16 protein-coding genes are annotated in these 18,326 nt (G+C 63.6%); 6 read left to right on the top strand and 10 right to left on the bottom strand.

What is annotated here, in order from left to right:
• Window positions 1-25 precede the first annotated feature (25 nt).
• The gene (locus AB1451_15050) at window positions 26-3,235 is read right to left on the bottom strand and encodes a BTAD domain-containing putative transcriptional regulator (GenBank protein MEW6684213.1); all 3,210 of its coding nucleotides are present in this window, start codon (window positions 3,233-3,235) and stop codon (window positions 26-28) included.
• A gap of 294 nt (window positions 3,236-3,529) precedes the next feature.
• Between AB1451_15050 and AB1451_15045 the strand changes: the two genes are divergently transcribed.
• Window positions 3,530-3,784: a hypothetical protein gene (locus AB1451_15045; GenBank protein ID MEW6684212.1), complete on the top strand. Its 255-nt coding sequence runs from the start codon at window positions 3,530-3,532 to the stop codon at window positions 3,782-3,784.
• A 7-nt stretch (window positions 3,785-3,791) separates the two neighbouring features.
• Here the strand turns inward: AB1451_15045 and AB1451_15040 are convergent, their stop codons facing one another.
• Window positions 3,792-4,040 carry a hypothetical protein gene (locus tag AB1451_15040; GenBank protein MEW6684211.1) on the bottom strand — a complete coding sequence of 83 codons (249 nt, stop codon included), beginning with the start codon at window positions 4,038-4,040 and terminating at the stop codon, window positions 3,792-3,794.
• Here AB1451_15040 and AB1451_15035 point away from each other — a divergent pair.
• Window positions 3,946-4,248, top strand: coding sequence for a GNAT family N-acetyltransferase (locus AB1451_15035; protein ID MEW6684210.1), 303 nt, complete (start codon window positions 3,946-3,948; stop codon window positions 4,246-4,248). The genes AB1451_15040 and AB1451_15035 overlap by 95 nt on opposite strands.
• Window positions 4,249-4,266: 18 nt before the next feature.
• Here AB1451_15035 and AB1451_15030 read toward each other — a convergent pair whose 3' ends face one another.
• The 3 genes from AB1451_15030 to AB1451_15020 form a co-directional block, all read right to left on the bottom strand.
• Entirely contained in the window at window positions 4,267-5,484 is a 1,218-nt protein-coding gene (locus AB1451_15030; protein MEW6684209.1) for an immunoglobulin domain-containing protein, read from the bottom strand.
• 147 nt (window positions 5,485-5,631) lie between these two features.
• On the bottom strand, window positions 5,632-5,826 hold the full coding sequence (locus AB1451_15025) for a hypothetical protein (protein MEW6684208.1): 195 nt from the start codon (window positions 5,824-5,826) through the stop codon (window positions 5,632-5,634).
• 136 nt (window positions 5,827-5,962) lie between these two features.
• The gene (locus AB1451_15020; GenBank protein MEW6684207.1) at window positions 5,963-9,151 is read right to left on the bottom strand and encodes a BTAD domain-containing putative transcriptional regulator; all 3,189 of its coding nucleotides are present in this window, start codon (window positions 9,149-9,151) and stop codon (window positions 5,963-5,965) included.
• Between the two features lie 724 nt (window positions 9,152-9,875).
• On the opposite strand from AB1451_15020, the gene AB1451_15015 reads away from it, so the two are divergent.
• Both AB1451_15015 and AB1451_15010 read left to right on the top strand, forming a co-directional pair.
• Window positions 9,876-10,319 (top strand): SRPBCC family protein, encoded by a 444-nt coding sequence (locus tag AB1451_15015; protein MEW6684206.1) that lies wholly within the window; start codon window positions 9,876-9,878, stop codon window positions 10,317-10,319.
• A 24-nt stretch (window positions 10,320-10,343) separates the two neighbouring features.
• Complete coding sequence (locus tag AB1451_15010) at window positions 10,344-10,631, top strand: hypothetical protein (GenBank protein ID MEW6684205.1); 288 nt, start codon at window positions 10,344-10,346, stop codon at window positions 10,629-10,631.
• Between the two features lie 103 nt (window positions 10,632-10,734).
• Here AB1451_15010 and AB1451_15005 read toward each other — a convergent pair whose 3' ends face one another.
• The 3 genes from AB1451_15005 to AB1451_14995 all read right to left on the bottom strand — a co-directional run bounded on the left by AB1451_15005 (window position 10,735) and on the right by AB1451_14995 (window position 12,225).
• A complete protein-coding gene (locus AB1451_15005; GenBank protein ID MEW6684204.1) occupies window positions 10,735-11,151 on the bottom strand; it encodes a PIN domain-containing protein in 417 nt (138 codons plus the stop codon).
• On the bottom strand, window positions 11,148-11,411 hold the full coding sequence (locus AB1451_15000) for a type II toxin-antitoxin system prevent-host-death family antitoxin (GenBank protein MEW6684203.1): 264 nt from the start codon (window positions 11,409-11,411) through the stop codon (window positions 11,148-11,150). The genes AB1451_15005 and AB1451_15000 overlap by 4 nt, the downstream gene beginning before the upstream one ends.
• A gap of 250 nt (window positions 11,412-11,661) precedes the next feature.
• On the bottom strand, window positions 11,662-12,225 hold the full coding sequence (locus tag AB1451_14995; GenBank protein MEW6684202.1) for a helix-turn-helix domain-containing protein: 564 nt from the start codon (window positions 12,223-12,225) through the stop codon (window positions 11,662-11,664).
• Window positions 12,226-12,617: 392 nt separating this feature from the next.
• Between AB1451_14995 and AB1451_14990 the strand changes: the two genes are divergently transcribed.
• Window positions 12,618-15,875, top strand: a complete 3,258-nt coding sequence (locus AB1451_14990; GenBank protein ID MEW6684201.1) for a BTAD domain-containing putative transcriptional regulator — start codon at window positions 12,618-12,620, stop codon at window positions 15,873-15,875.
• A 19-nt stretch (window positions 15,876-15,894) separates the two neighbouring features.
• On the opposite strand, the gene AB1451_14985 is transcribed toward AB1451_14990, so the two are convergent.
• Both AB1451_14985 and AB1451_14980 read right to left on the bottom strand, forming a co-directional pair.
• Entirely contained in the window at window positions 15,895-16,113 is a 219-nt protein-coding gene (locus tag AB1451_14985) for a type II toxin-antitoxin system HicA family toxin (GenBank protein ID MEW6684200.1), read from the bottom strand.
• Window positions 16,113-16,313 (bottom strand): type II toxin-antitoxin system HicB family antitoxin, encoded by a 201-nt coding sequence (locus AB1451_14980; GenBank protein ID MEW6684199.1) that lies wholly within the window; start codon window positions 16,311-16,313, stop codon window positions 16,113-16,115. The genes AB1451_14985 and AB1451_14980 overlap by 1 nt, the downstream gene beginning before the upstream one ends.
• Before the next feature lie 110 nt (window positions 16,314-16,423).
• Between AB1451_14980 and AB1451_14975 the strand changes: the two genes are divergently transcribed.
• Window positions 16,424-18,244 carry an AAA family ATPase gene (locus AB1451_14975; protein MEW6684198.1) on the top strand — a complete coding sequence of 607 codons (1,821 nt, stop codon included), beginning with the start codon at window positions 16,424-16,426 and terminating at the stop codon, window positions 18,242-18,244.
• Window positions 18,245-18,326 lie beyond the last annotated feature (82 nt).

Here is an 18,326-nt window from a genome sequence, read left to right as displayed (position 1 = left end):
ACGACGTTGGCCGTCGTCTAAGGGCTCAGGAAATGATTTTCCGATAAATCCCCTCGGTCTGCGACGACGGTTCGACCCCCAGGAGGGCGGAAAGGGTGTTGCGACAGCGTTGGTAGACCCCCATGGCCTCGGCTCGGCGGCCCAGACGGTGGTAGGCGGTCATCAGGCGTTGGTAGATGCCCTCGGCCAGGTGATCGATGTCCAGACCTTTTAGGTAGCACTCCACCGCTCGTTCCCATTGTCCGGTCTGCTCCCAGTGCCTCCCCAGCGCTTCCAAATAGCGCAGAAACCGGCTCCGAAGGCGCTCACGCTCGGAGAGGGTCCACGGAATCTCGCTCTCCTGGCTGAGAAACGATCCCTGGTAAAGAGTCAGCGCCTTTTGGGAGAGATCGACGATTTCCTCCTCCGGCACGCTTGGTCCTTTGGCGAGTTTGGCACGCGTTGTTTCCGTCAGCCGGTCGAACGCCCAGACGTCCACCCAACAGTAGCGAGGGTCCAGGGTGAGCCGTCCCTCCTGTAACATGACGGCCTCATCGGATCCGAGCAGCTTACGCAGCCGGTGCAGGGTGGTATCCAGGGCACGATGGGCCGCGTCGCCTTCGGCCTCGGGCCAGAGGGCTTCGGTCAACCGAGTCTCGCTCACGTCCCGTCCGCCGAACGCAATGAGGGCCTTCAGCAGTTCAAGCGGTTTCTTCTGGATCTTCCCGGAAAACCGGGCAGGGGTTCCATCCAAGAGCAGGCTAAACCGTCCCAGCGTGTAGACCTTGACGGGCCACGGCCAGGTCTCCGGCTGCATCCCGCCAGGCGGTGTCAATCGCAGCCTGCGGATCAGGGTGCGCGCGGCGTCGGCCTCAATGTCTCGCTTCAGGGCGAGGGCGCAGAGCCGGGCGAGCGGTGCGGGGAGAACAAAGAAGTTGTTCGCGACCTTGGTTCGGACCGCCTCCCCGAGGAGTTCACAGGCCTCAGCCTCCCGCTGCTCGGCGCGGGCAAGTTGCGCAGCTACGAGGAGGCGCTGATGGCGTAAGCATCCATCCGGTGTCCCCTGCATCAGGTCGTCGGCGCGGGCCAGGCTCGCGCGCGCCGCATCGAGGTCGCCCAGCTCCACCTGGTAGAGCGCCTGGTTGAGGAGTGTGTTGGTGAGGGTGGGTGTCGCCTGCAAGGTCTCATGGATCTGCAGGGAGGAGGCAAGGCGGTGCAGCGCCGCCCGGAAGTCTCCGGCCAGCGCGGCCCGCCAGGCGTACAGGTGCCAATAAAAGTCGCGATCCATCTTATTCGAGGCAACGACCTCAATACGCTCCTGCATCCGCTGCAAGAGCGTGTCTGCCGCAGCGAGCCGGCCCGCGGCAAGGCACGCCCAAGTCCCCCCGCCGATGAGCACCGGATCGATCAAATGCACGCCGCTGCGCTGGCTGATGTCCAACGCAGCCTGCGTGGCCGCGAGTCCGCGATCAGTCTCCCCGGCAAGGATGTGCCGGTGCGTTTCCGTTATCGTCAACAGGATGTGCTCAAACGGGGCGTCGGTCAGACGCCTCGTCAGCCTCGCGGCAGCGTCGAACATCTCTGCGGCGGCCGCGCTATCACGATCGGTCCCGTACCAGAACCAACTCACCAGCCAGTGAAACACCAGGCGCGCGCAGGTGGCTGGATGGTCGCAGGTGCGGACCAGGGTGGCGGCGCGTTGCAGCCAGCGGACAAAGGAGGGGTGCGCGGGGCGGTGCCACATCCCGGCGGCGATCGCGCCGCCCGCCACTCGTGCTTCGATCTCGCTAGTGGGAAACTCGGGATAGGCCTCAATCAGACGATCCAGGCGTTCCAGCCACGGGGCAAACTGGCGATAGTCGGTCGCCTGAAAGACAATGGCGTCCGCCGCGCCGGCCCAGGCAAGGTACGCTCCGGTGGCGTTCCGGTCGCGCTCGAAGCGCTCAAAGGCCGCGTCGAACAAGGTCAGCGCCCCTCCGGGATTGATCGCCAGCGAACACATGCCGAGCCAGTACGAGAGCCAGGGCTCCGCTTCGAGTTCAGCGGCCGGAAGTCTGCGGAGGGCCGCGCCCAGCGTGAGGAAGCGTCCTGCTGCGAGGATCGTCGGCGCATGGCGCAGAATCAGCCGGGTTGCGGCGCCCCAGTCTTTCGTGTCGAGATAGAGGGCGAGCGCCTCCTCGGCGCGACCGGAGTCCTCCAGCAGGATCGCGGCCCTGTGACGGCGGCGGGCGAGCTCGGCCGGGCCCCAGGTCTTCTGCGCTTGTGCGAGCAGGAAGCTGCGAAACAACGGGTGGTACTGGTAGTCGGCGCCGGTCCCGGCGCGGCGCTCGGTGAAGTGGTGGCTCTGCACCAGATCATTGAGCCAGGAGTCTGCCTGGCGATAGCCGCTGATCCGCGCCGCCATCGTGGCGGTGAAGCTCGGAAAGAGCGCGGTCAGCATGAGCAGCTCCTTGACCGCAGGCTGTCGGCGCGCAAAGACTTCCGTCGCAAAGTAGTCGAACGTGCGCTGGGCCGACGCGGCATCGACCACCGCGTGCCCCGGCGTTTCCTTTGTCACCCCCTCGTGCAGCAGAATCAGCCCCGCCGCCCAGCCCGCGCACTGCTCGTGCAGGCGCGTCGCCACCTCTACTGGAAGCGCTCCACGGTGATCGAGACGCTCCAGGAACGGCCTCGTCTCCTCCGGCCGCAGCCGCAACGCGTCCCAATCAAGGACCGCGAGGTGCCCGGAGACCCGCATCCGGGCAAAGTTCGCCGCCGGCTCACTGCGACTGATGAGGATCCCCTGCAGGCCGTCCGGGAGCTCGCTCAGTCCTTCACGCAGCACCTCATAGAGCGGCGCCGCGGGGTCCACCTCTTGGAGGTTGTCGAACACCAGCACATGCGGAGGATGGAGCCGCCGGGCCGCTTCGCGGAAAAAGTTGCGGGTGAAGGTCGTGATGCCCAACAGATATTCCGGGGTGAGCGCGGGCAAGGGGCGGCGATACCGCGGCGCGGCCTGGGCCACGGCGACTCCCAGGTGGTAAAAGAACGCCGCCGGATCACGATCGTCGGCATCGATTTGATACCACAGGCAGGGGAGCTTGCGGGCGTCCAGATAGCTGCAGACCAGCGTGGTCTTGCCCGCGCCCGGCGGCGCCGCGATCCAGGTCAGGCGCTGCGCGCGGCCCTGGTCGAGTTGCTCGAACAGGCGAAGGCGCGGCAATGCCCGCGGCGTGTGGGGGCGGGTGATCTTGGCGGACGCGCGCGGAGGCGTCATCTCACCGCGAAGCCTCGGGGCCACGTGTTGCCCTGCACCCCCTGCTGTTCCGCCACGTCATCGGTCGGTCTCAGCATCGCCACGCGTATCCGGTCGGCCCACGGGACGGGTGTTTGCGGACACCGAACCACCCCGTGGGGTTCGACGGTGATCAGTGACCGGCGGCCATCCTGGCAGGAGGGAATGGCGTCCACACAGGAATGTGAACGCGATCTGTAGCACGGCGCGAGGCGGCTGTCAACACAAGCGAGACGGGCGGTACCGGCGCGCGTGCGCCGAGGCAGGAGAAGGGGCATGAGCGAGGCCGGGTTGACGGCGCAGCCGGTGATCTGCGATATCTATCCCCTCGTCACAGGAATGGGCGGTCAACTCAAGGGGAACGGGCATGGGCTCGGAGGCGCATTGCATGTGTCGGTTCGAGGACCGAAGCTCCAAGGGCACGGCGTGATGGCCGTCGCTCGCGACGCGGGGCTGGTGGCCACCAAGGTGGTGGGTCTTTCAGAGACGCACACCGCGCTGAAGCTCGTGATTCCCAAGGCGAAGCGCTAACCCGCGGTCAGCCCTCCGGCGTATGGACATCAAACCGGCGAAATCGGACGAAGAAATTGCCCGGTGTTTCCCCGTGATGCGCGAGCTGCGCCCGCATGTGGCAGAACACGATTTCGTGTTCCGCCTGCGACGCCAAGAGGCATCCGGTTACCGGCTTGCCTATGTCCTCGAAGGCGGCGAGCCCGTGGCTGTTGCGGGGTACCGAATCGGGGAGAACCTCGCATGGGGGCGGTTTCTCTACGTCGATGATCTGCACCAGCTCAAGTCAGCGTTCCCGCGGCTACGGCGCTGCACTGTTGTCGTGGTTAGTGGACCTTGCGGCAACGGCAGGCTGTCAGCAGGTGCACCTCGACTCCGGAGTCCAGCGCACGGAAGCGCATCGCTTTTACGAGCGGGAAGGGATGGAGCGGGCGAGTGTGCACTTCCGGAAGGTGTTGACGTCACGGATAGACTCCGGGGATTGACGGTCGCTGCGGACATGTTCAGTTGATCACCGCCGACACCGCGCGGCTGCCGGTCATCGTGACCGAACAATCGTTGCCGCTGACGGAATCACAACCGGTCCAGCCGCCGAAGGTGGAACCCGAGTACGCCGTTGGCGTCAGGATGACGATCGTGTTACCGTTGAACACCCGTTCACACGTCGTCGGGCCGATCGCCTTGGAGCAGCCCTCGACTGGCGGGTTATAGGTCACGACACCGAACCCATCGCCGACGATTGACAGCGAAAGGATTTCCGTGCCAGAAGGGATGACAACCGTCAACGTTGCCGTATTGCTTGTCGCGGTACCGGCCGAGTTCGATGCCCGGCAGCGGTAACGTTCGCCGTTGTTGCTGGCCTGCACCGTGAACACGTAGTTCGCAAAGGCCGCTCCTTGAATATCGACAAAGGTCACTCCGCCATCGGAGGAAATCTGCCACTGGTACTGCACAGCGGTGCCGCTTGCCTCACAGCTGAAGCTTGCACTCGCCCCGACGGTTACCGTTTGGCTGCCAGGATGCTGGGTAATGTCTGGCGCGACTGAGTTCGGCGACACACTCAATGTCGCCGCCAGGCTTGTTGCGAATGTGATACTGCCGCTGTCGTTGGTCACGACCACCCGGTACTGATCGCCGTCGTCATTCAATGTAGTTGGGCCCGTGGTGTAACTTCTGCCGGTGGCGGCAAGGTCAATAAAAGACGCGCCACCGTTGGTGGAGCGTTGCCACCGGATGGTGAATGGTGAATCAATGTTGAGCACGGTGACGTGAAAGGTGGCCCTTTCCCCTGAGACTACGGCTAGGCTGCTCGGATTGATCACGACCTGCCGGACCGTCACAACGTAGTGTGAGAAGCCCGAAGACTGGGCGTTCAGAGTGCTCCCCACGGCTGTGGCCCCTGCGACCTCTTCCCACGGCCCGTCCGCGCGGTTCATGGTCTTGAGCAGGCTCAACGGGACGCCTGCAGGGACCTGTGCCGGATCGAACGGAATCGTCACGGTCACGTCTTGCAAAAAGGTCTGGCCGTGGGGCGTGACCGCAAACGTCGCGCCCACGGCGTTGACACCGGCCGGCAGTGTCGGTGCGGAGTTGGCCGCCACCTCTTCGATGCCGATGGTGACCGGCCCGGCCAGCGCGCCCTGAGGCACCACAACCTGCGCGCCGCTGCCGTGCGTGACGGTACCGCCGGCGGCACTGACCACCTGCTCGACCTTGTTCACTGGCAGCGCCGCAGGGGGCCCACTGCCATCCTCATCGCTGCTACAGGCTGCCAGCGCACTGATTAGCCCGAACATGACTATGAGGAAAACTCCTCCGTGTCGTCTCTGTGTCCTGCCTCGTATTGCCATGATCTCCTCCAAGTTTCTTCAAGCCACGCCGGTTGAAGGCGGCCTGTTCTTTTCTTTGCTCCGCTTAGAGCGGGGCGCGCTGAGCGCCTCCACCAGCTCCTGCATGCTGTGAAACGCGTGGTGTTGCTGCGTGCCCACGTGTTCAACGATCCCTTCGACGCGGGTCGTTTGGTTTGCGTCGCGGCGGTAAATGCGAATGATATAGCTCTCCATCCTGACGATCCTGTTGAAGAGGTTAGCGAACAAGGACTAACGGATAACTAACAGATCAACTGGCCTGGGGATCCTGGACGCAGCGAGGAGAACGGCGCGGAGAAAGATCAGGGGCCAAAGGCCAACCGCGCAATGGTCATTGTGACGGTGGTGTGAGCGCGGCGCGGATCGATTCGGTCACGGCTGACGGGGCAACGGCCAAGTGCGTCGCCAGGACGTTCTTGCACCGCTGGTACGCGGACAGGGCCTCCCCGCGCTGGCCGAGGCGCTGGTGGCAGATCATCAGGCGCTGGTAGAACTCCTCAGCAAGATCATCCACATGCAGGCCACGCTGATAGCACTGGATCGCTTCGGCCCATTGCTGCTGCGCTTCGAACCGAGCGCCGAGGGTGCGAACGCCGTTCAGGAACTTTGCGCGTGTGCGTTCCCGGGGGGAGAGGGCCCAGGGCGCGTCGTCGGCTCCAAGAAACGGCCCGCGATAGAACGCCAGCGCGGTTTCCATACACATGGGATCGGCAGCGGACTGGCCAAGCCCGCGTTCAAACGCCCAAATATCCACCCAGCAGAGCTGCGGGTTAAGCGTGAGCTTGCGCTCTGTAAGCCGCACCGCCTCCGGGCTCCCCAGCAGTTCCCGCAGCCGTTTGAGCGCCATGGTGTAGGCATAGTAGGCCGCGTCGCCTTCGGCCTCGGGCCACAGAGCCTCAATGATCCGCGCCTCACCCACCTCGCGGCCTCCCAGCGCGATGAGTGCTTTGAGCAGCTCGAGCGGGCGCTTCTGGGCCTTTCCACGAAAGGCCACCGGCCTCTGGTCCCTTACCAGGGAGAAGCGACCCAAGGTGTATACCTTGACCGGCCAGGGCCAGGATTCAAGGTGGGTTGCCGTAGCGTCCGGCATCAACTTCCGTCTGGTGATAAGCCGGCGGGCAAAATCGGTTTCGATCCCGGCCTCAAGGGCCCTGGCGCAGAGGCGGGCGAGGACCCGTGGGCCCGCCAACACCTGCCAGCCCATGAGCCCTGTTTCCGCACTGGTCTTGAAGGCGGCGCGCAGCTCCCGCAGCCCGGCTTCATCATCCTGCCGATCGAACGCGAGCTGGGCGGCGACGATTCGATAGTGCAGCTCCATGGCTCGACTCTGCATGTCGTCTGCGATCGCAGCCGCGCGCGCCAGATGGGCATCCGCCTCTGCCTCCCGCCTGAGATGGTGAAGGATCACAGCCAGGCTGAGCCGGCTCAGGGATTCGGGCCACGGCCCTTCCCGCTCAGTGAGCGCGAGGGACGACTCGGCAGCCTGAAGCGCCCGGTGGAGGTCTCCCGTTTCACACGACACGATGCTGTCCAGCATCAACGCCCACGAATGAAAGAGATGGATAAACTCCGGCGGCTGGTCCAGCATCTGGTCCACGTACCGTCGCGCGGCGACGAGATCACCGGTTATGAGGGCGGCCAGACATCCGCCGCCGCAGAGCGGCACGTTCCAGAGGGGCACGCCGCTTTGTTTGGCCAGCTCCAGGGCCCCGACCACCGTCTGGGCGCTTTGCTCCGCATCGCCGTGCATGTAGGCGAGGACCGCTGCGGTCTGCTCGCGCGCGAGCCGGACGAACGGCAACGGCGGACTGCGGCGCAAGGCGTGGTCCACCAACCTCAGAACGCGCTCGGCCTTCACCAGGTCCGCCACGTGGGTGTAGTGGTTGACCAAGGCCACGACCGTGGTCCCCATCTGCACCGTCAGGACCGGAGCGCTCTCCAGCAAGGCCATGACCTTCGCCGCCCAGGGCGCAATCGTTGCGAACGCCGGGCGTCTCCAGAACAGGGCATTAAACATGGCGCAGGCCACGGCGGCCTCGATCTCTGGCGAGGGATAGGGCTCGCCTTCCGGCATGAGCGTTGCAAATCGCTCGATCCAGGGGTCCATCTGGGGAAGGTCCTCCCAGGCATACCAGATGGCATCCACGACGCCGCACCACGCCAGCAGGGCGCCGGCGCGGTCTCCGGCCGTCTGGAACTGCTCGTACGCGCTCATATAGAGCGGCTGCGCCTTGGCCGGGCTGACGGGCAGGAGGCAGTTTGCACGCCAATAGAGCAGCCAGGGGGTCTGCTCAACCAAGGGCAACGGCAAATGGCCGATCCACTGCTCGATTAGAGCGGATCGGCCTTGGACAAATAGCGCCGGCGCGTGGGTGAGTGCCAGCCGCACAAGCCCGTTGTGCTGCCGGGCTTCCTGGTAGAGCGCGCCCGCCTCCTCGATCAGCCCGGTCCCCTCCAAGAGTCGAGCCGCGGTCTCGCGCAGACCGCGCAGTTCCTCGGGGGGGTAGACCGTGGCGGCCCGTGCCTGCAGAAACTCCCGAAACAAGGGGTGGTATTGATAGGTCGGTTCGGGATCAGAACGCCGCTCGGTAAAGTAGCGGGCACGATGGAGCCGAGCGAGAATCTCTCCGGCCTGGTCCACGCCGGTCAGCGCCCGGGCCGTTGAGACCGAGAGGCTCGGCAAGAGACTGGTCTTGAGCAGCACCGTGTGGGTGTCCGCATCCAGATCCTTCATGGCCTCGGACGCCAGGTAGTCGAACAGGATCTCCCGCGACGGCCGGCCCTCGCCGTCGGCCGTATCGCAGCGGCCGTGATGGGGATCGAGGAACAAGACCGCCCCGGCAAACCATCCCTGGGTCTGCTGATACAGACGATCAAGGTCTCGCCGGGACCGCGAGGTGCGACCCTTCATGTGCAGGGCGGCCAAGCGTCTCAGTTCGGTCGGGGTCAGGCGGAGCGCCTCGTCGTCCACCACCGACATGGTCCGGCGAGCTTGCAGCGCCCCGAGGGCGGGGTGGGGCGCTCGACGACTGAGCACCACGACCGACACCGTGTGGGGAATCGCGCTCAGCCCGAGCGGCATCAGCTCGTGGAACCTCGCGTCATCGGGCACGTCCTGATAGTTGTCGAACACGACCACCGCCGGCGTTTTGAGGCGTGCGAAGACCTCCTCAAAGAAGCGCCTGGCAAAGATCGCCAGGCCGGGCAGGTACTCCGGCGTGAGGTGCGGCAGCGGCCTGCGATATCGCGGAGAGGCTTGGCGGCTCGCCAGCCCCAGGTAGTGAAAGAACGTGGCGGGGTCCGCATCGCCCGCATCGAGCTGGTCCCACAGGACCGCGAGTCTCCGCGAGCGCGCGTAGCTGGCGACCAGCGTGGTTTTGCCGGACCCGGGAGGCGCGCAAATCCAGGTGATCGGCCGCTGTCGCGCTCGGTCCAAGACTCGAAAGAGCCGCGGCCGATTCAGGATGCGCGGCAAGCTGGGCGGGGTGACTTTGGCAAGTAAGGGATGTCTTCGAGCCATGGCAGCCCCGCGCAGAGACACGAACGATACGAGATGAAATAGGTAGGGCTCCAACATAGCATGGGCTCACGCGTGAGCACAACGCGCGGATGATACGGGCGGATGATACGGGCAGCAACGGACGTGCCGGGGGCCTCCAGCGCCGCGTAGTTGGCGGGATGCGCATGGGCGCCATCGGCCGTGACGGTGCGCACCGGGACCCCGGTCGTCGCTTCAATCCGCGCGAAATCTTCAAGCAAGTGGGGCCCTTCGTTGACCTCGCCGGTCGTGACCGCGACATCGACCACACACCCCGCGGAGGCAGGTCGCTAACCACCACGGCCCACGGCTTGTCTGCGTTTTCGCACCTACGTATGATTTGCAGCAGACGTGGTGCCAATGCGACGATGACTCAATGCGACGATACCTCGACGTGTTTCGCCGTGATGCACGAGCTGCGTCCGCATGTGGCTAGCAGTGATTTCGTCTCCCGAGTCCGACGCCAAGAGGCATCCGGCTACCGGTTTGCCTATGTCCTTGACGGCGGAGAACCCGTGGCGGTCGTCGGCTGCAGAATCGGGGAGAGCTTGGCGTGGGGGCGGTTCCCCTACGTCGATGATCTGGTCGAGACGCATCTGCTGCCCGAGACCTTTCCCCCGCGCCCGGGCCCGACCCTCTCCGACTACATCCGCACGTGCGAGCGCCAGGCCGCGCTCTGGTCTGCTGACACAGGGTTGTCACCGACATCGCCTACGCTGCCGGTGGTTCACAACACCGCCAGCCGGAGGCGACCCATGAACGCGTACACCAGACCATCACCATTCGGGCAACCCCCAACGCGGTGTTCGACTTTGTGGCGAACATTGAGACCCTTCCTCAGTGGGCCGTGGTCTTTTGCCAGAAGCTGCGCCGCGACGGGAGCCGCTGGATCGTGACCACGCCGGGCGGAGAGATGACCCTTCGCTACGCGAGCGATCCTCGATCCGGAGTCGTGGACATGTACACCTCGGTGGCAGGGGGCGAGGAGGATGTGGCGTACTCGCGCGTGATTCCCAACGGCGACGGCAGCGAGTACGTGTTCACGTTCTTTCAGACGTCGGATATCTCGGATCAGGACTTTGCGCGGATGGGTGCGGCGCTGAAGAAAGAGTTGGGCGTGCTCAAGGGGTTGTTGGAGAAACGGAGTTGATGCCGAAAGGAGAGAATAGGTCCAATGTTTATCGTCCTTCTTCGTTTTTCCGACAACAAAGGCCAAGCCGGCCAATTCATGGACGGCCACAAGGAATGGATCAAACGCGGTTTTGATGACGGCGTATTTTTGTTGGCCGGCGGTCTTCAGCCTCGTTTGGGCGGTGGGATTGTGGCGCATAACACGTCACTGTCAGATCTCCAACGCAGGGTGAACGATGATCCGTTTGTGGCGGGAAATGTTGTCAGCGGGGAAATTCTTGAAATCACGCCGTCAAAAGCCGATGAACGGCTGACGTTTCTGCTGGACTGAGTAACTTTCAGACCGTGTATATCGCGTCCGGCTCGGCTTTGAATACGGCATCTTGTTGTCGGACCCCAGCCACTTGCTTGCCACCGGGGAGGTGCAACGCGGGCTAGACGCCGACCACGCGCAAGCCCGACGCCCGGGCGGCCAGGCCCAGCGCGGCATCGTGGGTAGCCATGACGAGATCTTGCTGAACCTGGTCGCGCCACAGCAGGACGGTGGCAAGATGGAGGGCATCCAGCGTGCCGAGTTCCGTTGGAAACGGCGCGGCGGCTCGAGACAGCACACTCTGCGTGAGTGCAGCGATTTCCAACGTGTCGATCACCGTGTAGATCGCCTCGCGCCGCTCGGCGATGGTGGCTTGGTCGATGCGCTGCTGAATGCGGAGTCGGTCCAGGGTTCGGAGGCATTCCACCTGGACCAACGCACTCGCGATTCCTCGTTCGATGGTGGGCCACTCTCGGAGGGCGTGTCGCTGTCCCAGCACGACCCGTAGGAGAACCGACGAATCGACGTAGGCGATCACCGTTCGCCTTGCCGTTCCACCATGAGGAGGTCAACGATATCACCCTTAATGGAAAGAGGGGGCGGTAACTTCACGCGACCGGGAGGTGGGGCGTTCGGCAGCGGTTTGTGGACGATCAGGGAAGCGACGTCGGGGGTATAGGGAACGATCCGTGCGATCGGCGTATCGCGATCGAGCACGGTGACGGATCGACCGCTCCGGACTTCTCGGAGATACCCGCTGAGTCGGGCTTTGAGTTCGGCAATGCGGACGGTTTTCATAGACCAATCATAGTCACTTCTAGTCAGGAAGGCAAGCCATGATGACCAGCGAAGCCCACGGCTCGTCTGCGTCCTTCCTCCTACGGTATGATTCGCAGCGGACGTTGTCTCGACGCCATGATGACGCGCCGTTACGATCTCGCTCGGCCCGGTCGTATAGTCTTCGGCAGTGGTTGCTTCAGAGATCGTCACGGATGACTCGGCGGCTCAAGCTCCTCCTGAAGGCAGCTGCCATTGGGCGGGTGTCTGGCTACGCGACTCGGGCGATCTCGGAGCCTTCGTATTCGGGGAACATAATAATCGCCGGATGAATACCGAACGCTTTGGCCAATTGCTCAGCCCGTCTTTTTCCGATCTCCAGTCGGTCGTGTTCGAGCAGGCTCAGGTTACTCGGGCTGATGCCGCATCGCAGGGACAGGTCCTTCTGGGTCCAGCCCTTCAAGTCTCGCAGCATTTTGATCACCTCCCCGGTGGTCAGGATGATGCGCGGTTTCGCGGGGATGAACTGCGTGGAAGTTGCTTTCTTCATGGCTGGGCTCTCCGAATACTGATGCGGCGTCACATCCAGCACGTAGACGACCTGTTCACGCTCCTCCACTTGATAAATGACGCGGTACTGAAGGCTGAGACGCGACGAGCGTTGGCCCGATCGCTCGCCTTTAAGCTTCTCATCGTGGAAGCCGGGAAATGTTCTCAGAACGGCCGGTCCGTGTCGAAACACAAGATTTTTCCAGAGTTCGTATTTTTTTAACACAGCCACGGGCAGCTTTCGGGCCCGCTTTCCCAACTCCCGGTGCTCACGCACGCGCCACACGGGTAGCCATCATAACTTCTTAAAAATAAGAAGTCAACTTCGACTGCAACTTGGACGTGAGTTTTAGGGACGTGGGTGGGGGCGAGCCGGGGCCGCGCTGCTGGCATTGGGTATCGCTTGTTGGCTGGCGCGCCAGGATGGACAGAGCCAGGCGGCACGAGGATTGATTACGGCCATGCGCGCCGTACCGCCCCAAGCGGACGGCGCTAGTACAGTTTCAACACAACGACCGGATGCCCACCTTCCGGGGCTCAGAAGTGTTTGACGTGAACCCCCTTACTGAGACAGTTTTCGGGGCCACGGGAATGAATTTAATGAATTTAATGCTTCCCTCTGAGCTTGACTTTTATGTATACTGACGCTCCTTTCCCACGCGGTCCCCAGAGGGCCTTATGGTCCGTGTCAGGCAACACCTCGGCGGCCTGGCCAAGATCAGTCCGCCCGTGTCTGCGAAAGTGTTGCAACGGCCGCGGCTGTTTCGCCTGTTGGACCGACCGGGTCCGCGTCGTGTCCTTTGGGTAAATGGGCCTCCAGGCTCCGGCAAGACCACGCTGGTCTCCAGCTATCTCGCCGTTCGCCGGCGCAAAGCCATCTGGTATCATCTCGACGCCGGCGATGCCGATCCGGCGTCATTGTTCTATTACCTGGGATTAGCCGCCAAAAAGGCGGCGCCCCGCGTGCGCCGGCCGCTGCCGCTCCTGACCCCGGATCGTCTGCCCGGTCTGCCGGTGTTTACCCGCCGGTATTTCGAGGCGCTGACCGAGCGATTGCCCCGGCCATCCGTCGTGGTCTTCGACAACTACCACGAGCTCCCATCCGACTCGGTGATTCACGACGTCATGCGCGAAGGGCTGACTCAGATCCCGGAGGGTGTCGTGGTGATTCTGATCAGCCGCAACGCCCCGCCGCCAAGCCTGGCCGCCTTCCACGCCAACGGACAGATGCAGGTGCTGAATTGGGATGCCCTGCGGCTCACCCCGCCAGAGACTCGCGCGCTGATCTCGCTCACCGCGGGGAAACGATTCTCGAACGACGCGATGCAATGCATCCAAGCCAAAACCGACGGCTGGGCCGCCGGGGTCGTCTTGATGCTGCAACACATCAAGGTCGCGAGCGATGCGCAATCTCCGGCCCAGAACATGTCTGCGTCGGTCTTCGACTACTTTGCCGGCGAGGTCTTCGCGAAGTTGTCTCGGAGCGTTCAGGAAATGCTGCTTCGGACCGCGTTCCTGCCCTCCATGACACTCGGGATCGCTGAACGGCTGACCGGCGCAAGAGAAGTGGGGAAGAACCTCGCGGACTTCAGCCGCTCGAACTACTTTGTCGAGGAACGTCCTGGAACCGACCGGATCTACCGGTACCACGATTTATTCCGAGAGTTTCTCCTCTCTCAGGCGCGGGAGCGATTCAGCGCAGTCGAGTTGAGCCGGATTCGCCAGCGCGCCGCGACGCTTCTCGAAGAATCCGGCCGCCTCGAGGAGGCGGTGGACCTGTACGCTGGTGCGGGTGACTGGGCCGCGGTGCAACGGATCATCGTCACGCAGGCGCCAGTTCTCGTGGAACAGGGCCGCAGTCGCACGCTGCAAGAGTGGATCGACCGATTGCCGAAGGACTTAGTCGGGGCCGAGCCGTGGTTGCTGTACTGGCTCGGGGTCTGCCAGTTCTCGTACGGGGTGAGGGAAGGCCTTCGCTCTTTTGAAAGGGCCTTCGAGTTGTTTCAGGCCGCCGACGATTCAGCGGGAACCTGGTTGGCCTGGTCTGCGGCGGTCGACATGATTGGGCTCCCGATGCAAGCCATCACCGGGTTGGACTCGTGGATCGAGTGGCTTGATCAGCGCATGAGGACCAGTCCAGAGTTCCCCTCCCCGGATATTGAGGCCCGCGTGGCGGCGAGCGCATCCATGGCCATGCTCCATCGCCAACCGCAGCATCCAAGGCTGCGGCGTTGGGTCGACCGCGCACTGGAATCGTCCCGGCACGTGACGGACATCAACTTGCGCATCCGGGTTGCCATGACCGCAATCCACTATGCCACCTACATCGGGGACTACGCATTCGGTAAGGCGATGACCGATGAGATCCTCATGCTGGCGGAGTCGCCGCACGCTGCGCCCATCAACAAGATCATCGCGGCGACGTGGGAAGCGACGCGCAATTGGTTGGTAAAGGCCGATTTGTCGGCCTGTCTTCGGACCGTGAACAGAACGCTAGAACTGGCGGAAGAGAGTGGCGCGCATCTCTTTGACGGCTGGACCTTGGCCCAGGGGGTGTACGGTTCGCTCTGCATGGGGGACGTGAAGCGTGGAGCGGAATACCTGGATAGAGTGAGGGCCGCGCTGCGCAGCGGGAACAATTTGGAAGCGAGTCATTACCACCACCTTGCGAGCTGGCACGCCATACTAGTCGGGAATCTTCAGGAGGCGCTTCAGCGTGCAAAGCAGGCGACGGAGATTGCGTGCCAAGTGGGAGGGCCCTTCAGTGAGGCGCAATGCCGACTCGGGCTGGTTCAGGTGCTGCTGGAGCGAGGCCGCCTGGAGGATGTCGCCTCGCATCTGGGACAGGTTGTTGACCTTGCGGCCGCTATGAACAGCATGGTCCTCGAACACCAGTGCTGCCTAGCTCGTGCGCAGATCGACCTGGATCTCTCGGATCGGAAGTTGGATCGACAACCGGACAAGGACGCGGCCGAGCGCGGGCTTGCCGCGCTGCGGCGAGCGATGGCGATCGGGCGCGAGCAGGGTTACGTGAACAAGCCTTTCTCGCGGCCCACAGTCATGTCGCGGCTCTGCGCCACCGCCCTGGAGCACGGGATCGAGGTGGACTATGTCCGCCATCTCATCCGCAAGCGGAATCTGCTGCCGGAACCATCGGCGCGCGGGATCGAGGCCTGGCCCTGGCCAGTCAAAGTCTACACCTTGGGCCGGTTCTCGATCCTGTGGGGCGATCAACCCCTCTCGATGGGCCGGCGCAGCCAACACGGCAAACCGCTCGCGCTGCTCAAAGCCCTGATCGCGCATGGTGGGCGGGACGTAGCCCAAAGTGAACTGACCGAAGCGCTTTGGCCCGAGGCGGACGGGGATGCAGCCCGGCAAGCGTTCGATACCACGTTGCATCGGTTGAGGAAGCTGCTCGGTGAGGAAACCGTGTTCCTCGCGGACGGACGACTCACGCTGGATCCGAAGCGGGTGTGGGTGGATCTGTGGAGCGTCGAACGGCTCATTCGAGATCTGGATTCGACGCTCAAGCAGCCGTCGCCGGACGCCGAGACGGTATGTGCCACTGCGGAAAAGCTCTTTCGGCTCTACGCCGGCCCGTTTCTGCGGGAGGAGAGCGATGAGGCCTGGGCGTTAAGCCGGCGCGAGAAGGTCCATGGCCGGCTGGTTGCGTTACTGAGCGAGCTGGGACGCTGCTGCGAACGCGGCAAGGACTGGGAACGCGCCGTGACCTATTATCAACGTGGCATCGAGCTCGACCCCTTGGTCGAACCGTTCTACCAGCACTTGATGCTGGGCTATCAGACATTGGGCCGCCGGGCCGAGGCTCTGGCCACGTATCGCCGCTGCCGCGAGACCCTGCACGCCCAGCTCCAGATCCCGCCGTCTCCGGCCACGGAGACGATTCATCAACAGATACGAGGGGCCGTGACGTAGAGGTTCTGAAGTGCCGGTGCTACAAAGCGTTGAACTCGTCGACCGTCAGGCCTGCCTGGCGGATCAATTTGCGAAGCAGGCCGGGGCCGAGTTCATGATGCTGAGGGATCGAGAGGGTCCATTGGTAACCCGTCTTGGTCATCATCACGTGGGAACCTTTTTGGCGGGCGATCGTCCAGCCTGCCCGGGAAAGTTTCCTGACTGCCTCCGCCCCCGAGCAGGGTGCGAGATGAGCCATCAGACGGCAATTTCAACCAGGGCGGCTGGATCGGTCGGCTGTTTGGCCTCCATCACTTCGAGCCAACCTTCGATGGCCTCCTTCACATTGGCGATCGCTTCTTCGCGAGTATTCCCTTGAGACAGGCACCCGGGAAGCGCGGGGACCTCCGCGACATAGTACCCTGCTTCATCTCGTTCGATCTTGACGTGCAACTTCATTGCGCTCCTCCGTTGACGATGATTCACTATAGCGCCTTGCCGAAACGCGGGTCAAGAAGACCGCCATCGGCGCGTGGTGGCACTGGGACCCGGCGGGGGCGAGGTCACTGATGGCGGGACAACGCGAACGATCCATCGCGAAGATCAGCCGCCCGCGCCTCGGGGCCGCGGTGCTCCCTCGGCCGCGCCTGTTCCGGCTCGTGGATCGCACGCGATCCCAGCCGATCCTGTGGGTCACGGGTCCACCAGGCTCGGGAAAAACCACCTTGATCTCCAGCTACGTGGAATGCAAGCAGCTCAAGGGGATTTGGTACCAGCTCGATGCTGGCGATACCGACCCCGCGTCGTTGTTCTACTACTTGGGACTGGCCGCAAAAGCCGCCGCGCCGCGTTTTCGCCGCCCGCTGCCGCTGCTGACCCCGGATCGGCTGCCCGGCCTGCCGGTGTTCACTCGACGCTACTTTGAGGCGCTGGTTGCGCGCTTGCCCACGCCCTTTGTGCTGGTCTTCGATAACTACCACGAGCTGCCATCCGACTCGCCCATTCACGACGTCGTGCGCGAGGGGCTCACGCAGATTCCGGAGGGGGGTGTGGTCATCCTGATCAGCCGCAGCGCCCCGCCGCCCAGCCTGGCCGCTTTCCAGGCCAGCGGACAGATGGGGATGCTAAGTTGGGATGCGCTGCGGTTGACGCCGTCGGAAACGCGCGCGCTCATGACCCTCAGCACGGGGCGGCGCTTCTCGATCGATACGATGCAGGGCATTCAGGCCAAAACCGACGGCTGGACGGCCGGGGTCGTGTTGATGCTGCAAACCATGAAGGTCGGCAGCGACGCGTCCACTCCGACCCGCACGATGTCCGAGTCGGTCTTCGATTACTTTGCCGGCGAGGTCTTCGCGAAGTTGGCGCGCCCCGCGCAGGATCTGCTGCTGCGGAGCGCCTTCCTGCCGGCCATGACCGTTCGGATGGCCGAAGGGATGGCGGGTGCACACGACGTGGGGAAGACGCTGGGAGAACTGGCCCGCGCGAACTATTTTCTGTCAGAGCGTCCTGGCAGCGAACGCATCTATCAATACCACGATCTCTTTCGCGACTTTCTGCTTTCCCGCGCGAAGGAGCGCTTTAGCCCAGCCGAACTCAGCCAGGTGCGCCATCGGGCCGGGACGGTGTTGGAATCCTCCGGCCGCATCGAAGACGCGGTGGATCTGTATGCGGGGGCGGGCGACTGGGCTGCGGTGCAGCGCCTCATCCTCACGCAGGCGCCGGTGCTGGTCGGACAAGGGCGCAGTCGCACACTGCAATCGTGGATCGAACGGTTGCCCACGACCATTGTCCAGACCGATCCCTGGTTGGTGTACTGGCAGGGAACCTGTCGGTTCTTTTCTGGCTCTCCAGAGAGCCTGGCTTCGTTCCAAAAGGCCTTTGAAATGTTTCAGGCGACCGGCGATCACACCGGAACATTGTTGGCATGGTCTGCGGCAGTCGAGATGATGACTCTCTACCTGACTACGATGGCCGCACTGGACCCCTGGATCGAGTGGCTCGATCAACGGGTCCACAGCGATCCCACATTCCCCTCCGTGGAGATCGAGGCCCGAGTTATGACGAGCGCAGCCGCTGCGTTGATCCACCGCCAACCATCGCATCGAGGCCTCCGGCGATGGATGGACCGCACACTGGTCTTGTCCGATCAGGTTACGGACCACACCTTGCGGATGCGGATTGGACTGAACGCGGTGAACTATTTCGTCTACCTCGGGGATTTGAGGCGAGCGAAAACCCTGATCGATGACGTGAGACGACTGGCCGACACTCCGGAAACATCGCCGCCAATGGCGATCTTCCTCGCCATGTGGGAGGCATGCTACCACTGGCTAACGGCGGACCTAGGAGTCTGTCGGACTTTCGTCCCGTTCACCGTTGTGGGATAATGGCGTCGCTCGTCCACCCAGGAGGCCCGACCCATGGCGCGATTTATCCCAGCGGACCGAGACACGGCGTACCTGCTGCCTC

This window comes from Nitrospirota bacterium (genome assembly GCA_040757335.1).
Lineage (GTDB): Bacteria > Nitrospirota > Nitrospiria > 2-01-FULL-66-17 > 2-01-FULL-66-17 > JBFLXB01.
The sequence above is the reverse complement of the archived record's forward strand: the minus strand, read 5'-3'. Positions and strand labels throughout refer to the sequence as shown.

What these genes read in the sequence shown, in the direction of transcription:
- AB1451_15050 (MEW6684213.1), bottom strand. Translation starts at nt 3,235, where the DNA reads ATGACGCCTCCGCGCGCGTCCGCCAAGATCACCCGCCCCCACACGCCG.
- AB1451_15045 (MEW6684212.1), top strand. Translation starts at nt 3,530, where the DNA reads ATGAGCGAGGCCGGGTTGACGGCGCAGCCGGTGATCTGCGATATCTAT.
- AB1451_15035 (MEW6684210.1), top strand. Translation starts at nt 3,946, where the DNA reads ATGTCCTCGAAGGCGGCGAGCCCGTGGCTGTTGCGGGGTACCGAATCG.
- AB1451_15025 (MEW6684208.1), bottom strand. Translation starts at nt 5,826, where the DNA reads ATGGAGAGCTATATCATTCGCATTTACCGCCGCGACGCAAACCAAACG.
- AB1451_15020 (MEW6684207.1), bottom strand. Translation starts at nt 9,151, where the DNA reads ATGGCTCGAAGACATCCCTTACTTGCCAAAGTCACCCCGCCCAGCTTG.
- AB1451_15010 (MEW6684205.1), top strand. Translation starts at nt 10,344, where the DNA reads ATGTTTATCGTCCTTCTTCGTTTTTCCGACAACAAAGGCCAAGCCGGC.
- AB1451_15000 (MEW6684203.1), bottom strand. Translation starts at nt 11,411, where the DNA reads ATGAAAACCGTCCGCATTGCCGAACTCAAAGCCCGACTCAGCGGGTAT.
- AB1451_14990 (MEW6684201.1), top strand. Translation starts at nt 12,618, where the DNA reads ATGGTCCGTGTCAGGCAACACCTCGGCGGCCTGGCCAAGATCAGTCCG.
- AB1451_14985 (MEW6684200.1), bottom strand. Translation starts at nt 16,113, where the DNA reads ATGGCTCATCTCGCACCCTGCTCGGGGGCGGAGGCAGTCAGGAAACTT.
- AB1451_14980 (MEW6684199.1), bottom strand. Translation starts at nt 16,313, where the DNA reads ATGAAGTTGCACGTCAAGATCGAACGAGATGAAGCAGGGTACTATGTC.
- AB1451_14975 (MEW6684198.1), top strand. Translation starts at nt 16,424, where the DNA reads ATGGCGGGACAACGCGAACGATCCATCGCGAAGATCAGCCGCCCGCGC.